The organism is Sporomusa sp. (genome assembly GCF_057736855.1).
Genome location: NZ_JBYKYF010000082.1, coordinates 1 through 11,331 on the forward strand (window position 1 = coordinate 1; position 11,331 = coordinate 11,331).

An 11,331-nucleotide genomic window follows, 5' to 3' on the forward strand; every position below is an offset into this window, starting at 1 on the left:
GTGCTGGACAAGACAATCTGCGTCAAGTGCCAGGAAAAGCCATGTCTGGTAGCATGCCCGGCGGTGCTGTACACCCTCAAAGACGGTGAAATTAACTTTGATTATGCTGGATGCCTGGAGTGTGGTACCTGCCGGGTTGTTTGCAAAAATAAAGGAATTGTCAAGTGGAACTACCCACGCGGCACATTCGGCATTGCTTTCCGGTACGGATAGTAAGAGACAGATAGGCTGCCAATTAAGCAAAAAGTTTGAAAAAAATTAGTTGGATTGTTCAGAAATGTCAGAAGAAAAGTGTTGACAAAGGGGAAAAGGTGCAGTAATATCTATATAGATGTATATACATTATAACAAATTTTTACTATTAAGGAGGAGGCATGACAGTGGGGAATGCGCAAAAGTTTTACGGTTGGAAGCTGGTTGGGGTCTTATGGACTCTATACTTGCTGAATATGGGATTTCCTTTGTATGGCGGTGCTGTTATTAATTCCATTATGCTAAAAGAAATACCCATGGACCGCGCTACCTACGGATTAGGCTTTTCGCTGTTGAATTTATTTGTGGGTACATCCGCTATTCTGGTTGGAATGTCGATTACGAAGTGGGGAGTTCGCAAGACATTTATTATTGGTTCAAGCCTGCTGGCTATTGGAACCGTATGGCTGTCGCAGGTTGCCACACAACCTTGGCATTACTTAGTGGGCTTTGGGTTCGTAATTGGCTGTGGTCTTGGTTTTGGTACCATTGTGACCTTATCGACAACTATAACTCGCTGGTTTGTTAAATATCGGGGACGAGCTATGGCTCTGGCAATGACAGCCTCAGGCTTTGCTGGGTTTATTGGAGCACCGGCAATAAATTATTTGATTGCCAACACCGGCGGCAACTGGCGGTTAGCCTGGCTGGTTGTAACCGCAATTGCTGTTTTAAGTGCCCTGATTGCCTGGTTTTTTGTAAAAGAACGTCCTCAGGATATTGGGCAGATTCCAGATGGAGAAGAAGGAGAAGCTGCGGCGGCACCGGTTAATAGTGCGCTGGTGACGAAATATTCCTGGACGCCAGCGGAAGTATACAAGTCACTTACTTATTGGCTGACAGTATTGGCAGCAGCAGCTAGTCAATGGCCGTTTTTCTTCTTTACTGCTCACTGGATTATGCATTTGAAAGGTAAAGGAATTTCGCCAGCAGATGCAGCGTTTGCCATGGGGATGTTTACCATGGGCGGTATTTTTGGACGCCTGATTAGTGGCTGGCTAATGGATAGAATGGCGGCTCGCTATGTATTTATGTTAGGCATTTGCTGTTACTTCCTCGGCTCGTATCTTGCGGTACAGGCAGCTCCTGACGCACTGATGGCAGCCTATGCAGCGGCAGTGTTATATGGTGCCGGCTTTGGCTGGTCGTTTGTGGCACAAAACACGATGTTGGGGCATTTCTTCGGCCCTGCAGCTTTCCCGAAAGTTAACGGTATGTTGCAGGCGATTTCGGCAGTTATTGTTTCTGGTGCTGGTGTTGCAGGCGGCAAGTTGTTTGATGCGTTTCAAAGCTATACTCCGGCATTCCAGCTTAATGCAGCAATTTGCTTGGTAGGGATTATTTGCTTGATTTTTACTACCATGCCTAAGCCACCGACTGCCACTTCTTCGGAAGGCACAGTAAAAATGTAATCTATGGCTTTACATTAAAGACAGGGAGAGATTAGTTATGAAGAAAACCAAAGCGTTAAAACGGTGGATGAAAATCGTACCACTTGTTCTGATGTCAGTGACTATGGCCGGGCTTCCGGCAGTGTCTACACCAGTGCAGGCAGCCGTTAACCAATCCTTTAGCGATGTCCCTGCCAATCACTGGGCCTATGATGCCGTGGCCAAGCTGGCCAAAGCCGGAATTGTTGACGGTTATGCCGACAATACTTTCCAAGGTGACAAGACATTAACCCGCTATGAACTTGCTATTATAGTGGCTAAAGCCATGGATAATTTTGACCGTGCCAGCGAGGCCGACAAAGAAATCATTGATAAACTGTCTGCCGAATTTGCTGGTGAACTTAACCGCTTGGGAGCGCGGATGGTAAAGGTTGAAAATAAGACCAATACCTGGATTGGTGGTGAAACCCGTTTCCGGGTGGTAGGTAATGACCCAAGTGTAGGCAAAAAACTGTCTGGTTCGGATACCTTCGAATTCCGTCAGCGGATTAAATTCTGGGGTAATGTCAATGATAACATGTCTTTCTTTGGCCGTATTGCTACTACTGGCGGCAATAAGTTTGGTAATGCCGAGTATTCTTCTGGTTCGGAAATTGCACTTGATATGATGACGATTACTGCTAAAGATGTGCTTGGGTTTGATTCCGTTCGTGTTGGTCGCAGCGCCTTGGACTTTATCACCACTGGTCTTATCGGCAAGCCGATGAATGTGGATGGTATTTTGCTTACCGATAGCTGGGATAAACTCAGCTTTAAAGGCTGGACCGGTAATATTAAAAGCAATACCTGGGATGCAGAGAATGGCAGATACCTTGGCAGTGAGTCTTACCAATTTACTACCGGTCAACTAGGCTATAAACTATCCAAAAACTTTACGCTCTATGGCGGCTACTACTGGGCGGATGTGCCGGGTACCAGTAAGCCAACTGGTTTAGGCACGCTCAATACCAACCGCGGTTCTTTTGACAGTTCTGAAGGTTGGACAAGTTCTGTAGTCTATAAAATGGGTAAGTACCAAATTCTGGGTGACTATGTGAGCAGCAAACTGGATGGAGCGAGACATTTACCTGATAACCCTAAGGGCTGGGCTGTCCAGTTAAGCTACAACAGCCAGATGCCACCCGCTATGTATCAGGCAGTTGGTCTGGTAAATCCGGCCAAAAAAGGCACTGATGGCTGGATGGTATCTTACCGCAGTGTAGATGCAGGTGCCATTCCCTCCGGTGCGGGCGGTTTTGACACTACATCGGTAGCTAGACCCGGCGAGTCATACAACGTATTTACCCACAGCACCGACAATGTTAACGCCTGGTTCCTGGCATATCAAAATGTTATTGCCAAAAACGTGGTATTGTCACTTGAGTACCAGGATTACAAAATTAAAAATAGAGGTTTAACCTCTTTGTCGAAAGACAGACTGGATAAAACTTATATGACAAAGATTGAATTCTACTATTAAAAGATGATAAAGCCTGGCTAGATAGAATAGCCGGGTTGGTTTAGGGGCCCCGAGTTGTTCGGGGCCATCCTTTACCTGCTGTCCATATTTGGGGATAGGGAGGTAACACGATGAATGCCGAAAGAGTATTGGTGCAAGGGCTATCTAGCACTGAAAGACCAACCAAACAACGAATTATATTGATAGTCATTTTGCTGATAACCCTGTTGGTTGCCTATCTTGACCGTGTCAATGTATCTGTGCTGGTTGCTGATGAAGTTTTCTTGACAGAAATGGGTATTAAGGGCGACCCGGTGGCGATGGGTTCGCTTATGTCCTTTTTTTTGGCGACTTATGCCATAACTAATGCCGTACTCAGCCCTTTAGGAGATTTGTGGGGACCCCGTAAAGTCATGGCCTTGGCAATTGTTTTTTGGGGGCTTTCCTGCATCTACGGCGGTCTGGTAACTACATTTGCCGGCATGATTGTTGCAAGATGTATCCTGGGGCTTGGCGAAGGTATGCACTGGCCGATGCAGATGAAGTTTGTCCGGAATTGGTTTCCACCGCAAGAGAGGGCTAGGGCCAATTCTACCTGGCTGTTAGGCTTAGCGGCAGGACCTGCCATTGCCATGCCTTTATTTGTATGGATTATTGGCAACTGGGGCTGGCGGTCGAGCTTTTTCGTATTAGCTGCTATTGGTTTAATACCTCTGATCCTAATTTGGTTTTTTACAACAGACACTCCGAAAGAGAATAAGCGAATTAACCGCCTGGAGCTAGAATATATCGAAAGTGGCCTGACGGCTGAACAACTGGCAAAAAAGCAAATGTCTGAGTCAACTTCGGTATGGGAAAGCTGGAAAGGTTTTTTGCTTAATGTAGATTACTGGTTGTGTGTCATCTTTTATGTTTTCAGTTGTTCGGCTTGGTGGGGGCTTATGACCTGGATTCCATCGTATTTGAAAGATGCTATGGGATTTACGTGGAAAAGCATGGGCTTTTGGGCCAATGCGCCTTATGCCGTTTCGGTTATTGCGCTTATTCTTGCTGGTTATCTGAGCGATAAAGTGGAGCGAAAATCTATTTTTGGAGTTATACATATGTTTGGGGGCGCGATCGGAATTTATTTCGCAGCCCATGCAGGTGGACAAATGGATGCAGCTCTCTGGCTTATCGTTGCTGTTGCCTGCTTGGTGATCGGTCTACCAGGGCATTGGTCCATGATTCAAAAAGTGGTTCCGGAAAAAGCACTGGCAGCAGGCAGTGGGCTAGAAAGCGGCTTAGGCAGTGCTGGTGGGGCAGCTACTCCGGTTATTGTTGGTTATTTTATTAATGTAACTGGTGGTTATTTTGGCGGTCTGATGTGTTTAGTTGCCTTTTGTCTCATTGGTGGGTTTGCTATGGTAGCTCTTTGGTTCCGTAAAATTTAGGAGCCGTACTCAAGGAGGGATTGCGTGAAAAAAGCAATACTGGCATGTCAGACACTTCGCGATGAACTAAATCTAGCTATTAAAGAAACCAAAGTAGATTTTCCAGTATTTTATGTTGAGTCCGGCCTGCATAATACCCCGGAATTGCTACATAAAAGAATCCAGAAGAAAATTAACCAAATCGATAATGTGGATGTAATACTATTGCTGTTTGGGTATTGCGGCAATAGTATGCTGGGAATTCATTCCCATAAGGTCAAACTGGTTCTTCCCAGGGTGGAGGATTGTATTCCTTTATTGTTAGGTTCATGCCAGGCACGGAAAAGTTTCTCGAGAGAAATGGGGACTTATTTTTTAACTAAAGGCTGGCTGGACTATGAAAACAATCTGATTAAAGAATATGAGTCATGTGTTGCTCGCTATGGGAAGATAAAAGCCGAAAAAATAATGAAAATTATGATGGGTAATTATAAGCGGTTTGTGCTCATCGATACCGGAGCGTATCAGGTAGATAGCGTTTTGCCGAAAACCAAGGAATTCGCTGCGTTGCTGGGGATGTGTCATGAGGTGGTTCCAGGGTCTTTACGGATGGTACATAAACTGCTCCTAGGGGACTGGGATAGTGATTTCTTAGTTCTGGAACCAGGGCAGCAAGTGACCCTAGATGATATTTGCACAAGTGGTGACAATGAATCGCAACTAGGTCAGCCGTTTTTGTCTTTGGCTGGAAAGAGTCCTACAGCGTAAACAAGATACACGCAAGAGATTTTTAGTCGAATCCTGAACACTTCTACTAGGGTTCAGGATTTTGCATGTGTAATATTATAGTTACTACATCGTGGGGGTGGATGATTATGGGATTACCATTTGAGGAAATGGTGCAAGATGCGTTAAAAGCTAAAGCCGATCATGCTGCCATTGCTGAAGTGGCAAAAATCAAGTTTGTCGAGGAGTTTCGCAAAGCCTGCGAACAAAATGTATGCGGAAAATATAATACGAACTGGGTTTGTCCGCCAGCTGTCGGATCGTTTGCCGACTTAAAAGCCAAGGCTTGCCAATATGAACATGGGTTGTTGTTTCAGACGGTGCATCAAATTAAAAGTTCATTTGACTGGAAAGGCATGATGGCTGCTAAAAAGATGCATGACAAGGTGTTCAGAGATATTCTGGATCTTGTAAAAAATAAGCATAACCTTCAGAATATTCTTCCTTTAAATGCTGGTGCCTGTGAATTTTGTACAACATGTTCTTATTTGGATAACGAGCCTTGCCGGTTTCCGCAAGAAGCCTTTGCTTCGGTTGAGGCCTATGGAATTGATGTTATTTATTTGGAAAAATTATGTGGAATTCCTTACTATAATGGAAAAAATACGGTTTCTTACGTAGGGCTTATACTGTTTAATACCATATAAAGTTTTATAGGAGAGTAGGATTTGGTAGTTTTAAAGTTGTCCCTCTTTTGCAGCAAATATGATTTGTTTGAAATATAAGAAAATAATGTTGACAAATAAGGAGAAGTGAGTTAGTATATATATAGATGTATATACAACATAGCAAATGGGGGGACAATTTCATGTTAATTATCGGAGAACTTATAAATACCAGCCGTAAAGCCATTCGTGAAGCCGTTGAAACAAGAAATGCAGCATATATACAAGAAGTTGCCAAACAGCAAGAGGCTGCAGGTGCCAATTATTTAGATGTAAACTGCGGTACGATGGTAGGACAAGAAATTGAATGCATGGAATGGCTGGTAAATACCATTCAGGAAGTTACCGATTTACCGCTATGTATTGACAGTCCTGATGAACATGCGCTGCGGGCTGGGTTACGGTTAGCCAAGACGACTAACGGTAAACCCATGATCAATTCTACAACAGCCGAAGAAAAGCGTTATAAAGCAGTGATTCCGCTGGTAAAAGAATTCAACGCCAAGATCGTGGCTCTTTGTATTGAGGACGCCGGCATGCCAGAGACGGCTGAAGATCGTTTACGGATTGCCAGCAAGTTGGTGGAGGATATGATGAAAGAAGGTATCGCTCAAGATGATATTTACATCGATCCTCTGATTAAACCACTAAGTACCAATGATAAATATGGAAAATCAGTATTAGATGCCATTTATGCCATCAAGAAAAAATATCCGGACGTTCATCTTACTTGCGGTTTGAGCAATATATCCTATGGTCTGCCTAATCGGGCGGTTCTCAATCGCTTGTTTGTTGTACAGACGATGACGGTAGGTATGGATGGCTATATACTCAATCCAACCGATAAGGCTATGATGGGCGTGGTATATGCTTCGCAGGCGCTGCTTGGTCAAGACAGATACTGCAGCAAATATCTGAAAGCCCATAGAAAGGGACTGTACGAATAATTGCAGTCCAATAAACGCGCTAGATTGAACTCTTTGAAAAAATAAGAATTGGGGGAATTTACAATGGCAAAAATTGATTTAGTAAAAGCGGTAACTGAGTTAGAAGAAGATTTAGTTCTTGAGGGAGTAAAAACACTACTTGCTGAAGGTGTGCCGGCTGCCGAGATTCTTGGGCAGTTGCAGGAAGGCATGGAAGGGGTAGGCAAGCTCTATGAAGCCGGCGAATACTACCTATCTGAATTGATTATGTCAGCCGATGTATTCTCTAATGCCGCAGCGCTTCTAGGTTCGGCGCTTGCTGAGAATGGGGAACAGAAAACAATAGGTACTGTTATTTTGGGAACGGTAAAAGACGATATTCATGATATTGGTAAAAATATTGTATCGACAATTCTTATCTGCAACGGTTTCAAAGTTATCGATATTGGTGTAGATGTTCCGATCGAGAAATTTGTTGAGGCAGTAAATACGCATAAGCCTGATGTAGTAGGTATGTTCTGCCTATTGACAACAGCATTTGATGTAATGAAAGAAACCGTAGCAGCCGTAAAAGCTAGTGGTACAAGTGCGACTGTACTAGTTGGCGGCGGTCCCGTTGATCCTAACGTTGCTCAATGGTGTGGAGCTGACGGCTATTGTAGAAATGCCTATGATGCAGTTGAAATGTCGAAAAAGGCTGCGGGCGCTCAATAATATCAAGGATAAGATCACAGCTAGATGTGCTTAGTTGATTAGCGGGAGGGATCTGCTATGAAATCTGAAGAAGAAAGTTCCAGAAATGTAAATGTCGAAAATACAGAAAGTACGGGTAAACGGCAGAAGACCCGGCCTGCTAATCAGGCAGCATCAACGACTGAGTTTGAGGAAGATGTTCATCAAATTATCAAGAAAATAACAAGTATTGCGCAAGAAATCGGTTGGTTAGCTGGGCGTAAAGCTCCAGTTGAAAATGATGGTAATGTGTATCAAAAATTACTTCCCAATAAATAAAAGTATTGCCCTCCTCATTAGAGATCCGGTTGCCTGGCAATCCGGATCTCCTATTTAAAGAAAGGAAAGCTATACCAATTATTATATAGTTGTGGTATACTGAGTGCATTGAGGCTGCACATCAGTAAGAAATGGGAGGATACATGCGTATTTTGCTTTTTGGCGGTTTTTTAGGTTCTGGTAAAACAACAACAATATTACAAATAGCCAAATATATTACTGAAAATAAACAGGAAACGGTGGCTCTTATTGAAAATGAGATTGGTGAGGCTGGTATTGATGACCAGTTATTAGCCGATAGCGGTTTACAAGTAAGACCGTTGTTTGGCGGGTGTGTATGTTGTCAAATTACTAGTGATCTGGTAACCGCGGTACGAGAAATACATGAAACAATTCATCCTGATTGGCTGGTCATCGAAATGACTGGTTTGGCTGTTCCTGATAAGATTGCCAAGCTCATTACGGATTATTGTAACTTTTATACCGGATTTAAGACCATTACCATTATTGATATGGGACGTTGGCTGGAATTGCAGGAAGTCATTGGCCCGCTAGTTACTGGTCAGGTGGAAAAAGCAGATATGGTTATCCTCAATAAAGCCGATATTGCTTCTTCCAATCAGACGGAAATTATCCAGGATATTAAAGCAATTGCTGGCAATATACCGATCAGAGTTGTCAGTGCTGCTGGTAAGCTTTCTCCAGAAGTCATTGAGGAGGTCATTGGCTTTGAGTAATTTGGACGGTGCTGTCGTTTTTAGCAGGAAGTACCATATTGTTTTACCCAAACTTCTTAGTAAGCAAATGATTCAGAATTTTGGAGAAGGCTTAATCCGAGACATAGGCAGACCGTTATCCCATAATGGTATTATTGTGGGACATATTAAGGTGCTGCTAAAAGTAGCGGATGAAGAATTTTTGTTTTTGTCACTAACAAGACTCGATCAAGTAGACTGCAAAACCTCAATGCGCTGGGGTGAAGAAGTACACAGTGAGTGGAATGCTGTAGACTTGGATATCAATGTGTTAGTCTTCGGGTATGATAGCAAGGTTATCGAAAAAGTAGTTGAGAGTGCGTTAGCTGTTTTTCAGCAAAAAGGTAGCGATATCGCCGACTAAGCCACCATTTTCATAATGCTGCTATTTTTGTGCCTATCTGTTGAGATAGGCGCGCTACATATTCTAGCGAAAAGAAGAACTATTGATAATGGAATAGTAGTTCTTCTTTTGGCATTTCTAAAACTGAGTAAAAAGAGGGCTGATAACTGATGGATGCGTGCTTGACCTATAATATATTTATTGAAGGAACTAATCGTTGTCTGCCAAGTGACGGCAAAAAAAACGTTTTGCAGTCACTTGTCGATGCTGGAATAGTAATAGAAGCTAATTGTGGTGGGAGAGGCACGTGTGGCAAATGTAAGATACAAGTACTACAAGGGCAGGTTACTGATAAAAATGGGCTGCCTGTCCAGTCGGTGGGAGAGAATATGTACCTGGCATGCCAGGTTTATCCTCAGGGCGATATTACTATTGGTTTGAATCAGGCAGCGGCAGCAGCGAGTCAAAAGGGCCAGGCGGCGGACATTGTTGTAACAGAAGGAGTGCCGCTGGTTAAGAAGATAGTGATTACCCCAAAATATCCTACTGTAGATAATCATTACTCGCTGCAAGAAATGATTTGTTCGGCGTTAATGGCTCAAATAACTGATAACTACAATAATAAGGATAATTGCCTGTTAGCGCATTCAGCGATACTAAGGCAACTGGATAAAGTGGTAGAAGCGAAACCAGAACATATCACGCTTACATTGCTTGAGAACAAAGTCATTGCCATTGAAGCTGGTGATACTTCCAACCAGCTGTATGGTGTGGCGTTTGATATTGGCACTACGACTGTTGTTGGTATGCTGGTAGATATGAATACGCGCAAAGTAGTGGCCGTAAGTTCTAGAAATAATCCGCAAGCCTCTATGGGAGCTGATGTTATTTCCCGGATTCAGGCTACTCATGAATTGGAGGGCGGACTGGAAAGGCTGTCTCAGCTTATCCGCCATTGTTTGAATCAAATTATTAATGATTTATGTAATTCGGTAGGCATTGTACCCCATAATATCTATGTCATCACCATTGCCGGTAACGCTACTATGGCACATTTGGTATTGGAGATTCCACCGTCCACATTGGTACGAAAACCTTATGCTGCTCTGTTTAAATATATTGAGCCGGTAGATCCGCAGGTGATGGAGCTGGATATAAATCCTCAGGGAAAAATTGTAGTGCTGCCCAATATTGCAAGTTTCATTGGTTCTGATACGACAGCCGCCATTTTGGCTGTAGACCAGGATATAGCTGAAAGTTCATGTTTGTTGGTGGATTTAGGAACCAATGGCGAGATGGTTATCGGTGATAGGAGTAAGCTTTACGCTTGTTCAACGGCTGCCGGACCGGCTTTTGAAGGTGCTCATATCCGCGATGGTATGAGAGCTGTTGAAGGGGCTATTACTGATGTGGTTATTACCGACCATGATGTTTTAATCCAAACCATCGGCAACACTAAGCCTGTCGGTATTTGCGGCTCAGGCATTGTAAAAGCAATTGCTGAGCTCGTAAAAGCCGGAATCATCCATGAAACCGGGCGGTTTAATAAAGCAGAAATGACGAAACTGCCGAACCATCTGCAACGACGCTTGAAACATCAGGATGGACAATGGGAATTTGTGCTTGTCGAGGGAGAAAATAGTGCAACCGGGGAAAATATTGCCATTACTCAAGCCGATGTGCGCCAAATTCAGTTGGTAAAATCATCTATTTGTACGGGGATACAATTTTTAATGGACAAGCTCAACCTTGAGAATGAAATAAAAGTATGCTTAGCTGGTGCGTTTGGCAACTATATCGATATTGACAGTGCTTTGACGATTGGCATGCTGCCGAGAATTAAAAAAGAAAATGTCTATTCGGTTGGTAATGCTGCTGGGACAGGAGCTGTGCAGGCATTGCTATCTGCTGAGAAAATGCAACGATGCAGGGCGATTGCCGCCAAAGTGGGTTATATAGAATTGGCTGCACAACCCGGTTTTCAGCAACGATTTTTGGAAAATTTAGGTTTTTCGCAAGTTACCTCCTAAAAATATAAAGTAATGGCTGAAATATAGCAAAAATGCACCTGTGGTAGGTGCATTTTTTATTGATAATAGCTAGCAAAAAAGTTGACAGATTTACCTAATGTCATTTACTCTTTGAATAAGCTAATCTATTAATAAAAAGAGGAGGATAAGATGTTGAAATTATTGCAAATGATTGGACAAGGCATAATTTTATGGATTATGTATTGGCTTGGTTGCCAAATACAGTACCGGGAATAGGTAAGCCGGTAATGACAGTCATTTG

The 11,331-nt window shown here is 43.2% G+C and carries 12 protein-coding genes; all 12 read left to right on the forward strand.

All coding sequences use genetic code 11. The annotated features are described in order from the left end of the window. The coding region (locus AC29Z1_RS07380) for a ferredoxin family protein (protein WP_488270814.1) at positions 1-213 on the forward strand (213 nt) is incomplete at its 5' end. Positions 214-380: 167 nt separating this feature from the next. After that, on the forward strand, positions 381-1,664 hold the full coding sequence (locus AC29Z1_RS07385; RefSeq protein WP_488270815.1) for an MFS transporter: 1,284 nt from the start codon (positions 381-383) through the stop codon (positions 1,662-1,664). A 37-nt stretch (positions 1,665-1,701) separates the two neighbouring features. Beyond that, positions 1,702-3,162 carry an S-layer homology domain-containing protein gene (locus AC29Z1_RS07390; RefSeq protein WP_488270816.1) on the forward strand — a complete coding sequence of 487 codons (1,461 nt, stop codon included), beginning with the start codon at positions 1,702-1,704 and terminating at the stop codon, positions 3,160-3,162. A 110-nt stretch (positions 3,163-3,272) separates the two neighbouring features. Continuing rightward, positions 3,273-4,574 carry an MFS transporter gene (locus AC29Z1_RS07395; protein ID WP_488270817.1) on the forward strand — a complete coding sequence of 434 codons (1,302 nt, stop codon included), beginning with the start codon at positions 3,273-3,275 and terminating at the stop codon, positions 4,572-4,574. Between the two features lie 24 nt (positions 4,575-4,598). Next, on the forward strand, positions 4,599-5,321 hold the full coding sequence (locus AC29Z1_RS07400; protein ID WP_488270818.1) for a DUF1638 domain-containing protein: 723 nt from the start codon (positions 4,599-4,601) through the stop codon (positions 5,319-5,321). A gap of 107 nt (positions 5,322-5,428) precedes the next feature. Further along, on the forward strand, positions 5,429-5,986 hold the full coding sequence (locus AC29Z1_RS07405; protein ID WP_488270819.1) for a DUF2284 domain-containing protein: 558 nt from the start codon (positions 5,429-5,431) through the stop codon (positions 5,984-5,986). A 161-nt stretch (positions 5,987-6,147) separates the two neighbouring features. After that, entirely contained in the window at positions 6,148-6,951 is an 804-nt protein-coding gene (locus AC29Z1_RS07410; protein WP_488270820.1) for a methyltetrahydrofolate cobalamin methyltransferase, read from the forward strand. A 63-nt stretch (positions 6,952-7,014) separates the two neighbouring features. Beyond that, complete coding sequence (locus AC29Z1_RS07415) at positions 7,015-7,644, forward strand: cobalamin B12-binding domain-containing protein (protein WP_488270821.1); 630 nt, start codon at positions 7,015-7,017, stop codon at positions 7,642-7,644. 57 nt (positions 7,645-7,701) lie between these two features. Further along, positions 7,702-7,941 carry a hypothetical protein gene (locus tag AC29Z1_RS07420; RefSeq protein ID WP_488270822.1) on the forward strand — a complete coding sequence of 80 codons (240 nt, stop codon included), beginning with the start codon at positions 7,702-7,704 and terminating at the stop codon, positions 7,939-7,941. Between the two features lie 143 nt (positions 7,942-8,084). Then, complete coding sequence (locus AC29Z1_RS07425; RefSeq protein WP_488270823.1) at positions 8,085-8,678, forward strand: GTP-binding protein; 594 nt, start codon at positions 8,085-8,087, stop codon at positions 8,676-8,678. After that, positions 8,671-9,060, forward strand: a complete 390-nt coding sequence (locus AC29Z1_RS07430) for a hypothetical protein (RefSeq protein WP_488270824.1) — start codon at positions 8,671-8,673, stop codon at positions 9,058-9,060. Before AC29Z1_RS07425 ends, AC29Z1_RS07430 begins: the two co-directional genes overlap by 8 nt. A 149-nt stretch (positions 9,061-9,209) precedes the next feature. Then, the gene (locus AC29Z1_RS07435; protein ID WP_488270825.1) at positions 9,210-11,069 is read left to right on the forward strand and encodes an ASKHA domain-containing protein; all 1,860 of its coding nucleotides are present in this window, start codon (positions 9,210-9,212) and stop codon (positions 11,067-11,069) included. Positions 11,070-11,331: the final 262 nt, after the last annotated feature.

Excerpts from the sequence above, each read along its gene's own strand:
- AC29Z1_RS07405 (WP_488270819.1), top strand. The coding sequence starts at position 5,429 with ATGGGATTACCATTTGAGGAAATGGTGCAAGATGCGTTAAAAGCTAAA.
- AC29Z1_RS07425 (WP_488270823.1), top strand. The coding sequence starts at position 8,085 with ATGCGTATTTTGCTTTTTGGCGGTTTTTTAGGTTCTGGTAAAACAACA.
- AC29Z1_RS07390 (WP_488270816.1), top strand. The coding sequence starts at position 1,702 with ATGAAGAAAACCAAAGCGTTAAAACGGTGGATGAAAATCGTACCACTT.
- AC29Z1_RS07410 (WP_488270820.1), top strand. The coding sequence starts at position 6,148 with ATGTTAATTATCGGAGAACTTATAAATACCAGCCGTAAAGCCATTCGT.
- AC29Z1_RS07420 (WP_488270822.1), top strand. The coding sequence starts at position 7,702 with ATGAAATCTGAAGAAGAAAGTTCCAGAAATGTAAATGTCGAAAATACA.
- AC29Z1_RS07435 (WP_488270825.1), top strand. The coding sequence starts at position 9,210 with ATGGATGCGTGCTTGACCTATAATATATTTATTGAAGGAACTAATCGT.
- AC29Z1_RS07415 (WP_488270821.1), top strand. The coding sequence starts at position 7,015 with ATGGCAAAAATTGATTTAGTAAAAGCGGTAACTGAGTTAGAAGAAGAT.
- AC29Z1_RS07395 (WP_488270817.1), top strand. The coding sequence starts at position 3,273 with ATGAATGCCGAAAGAGTATTGGTGCAAGGGCTATCTAGCACTGAAAGA.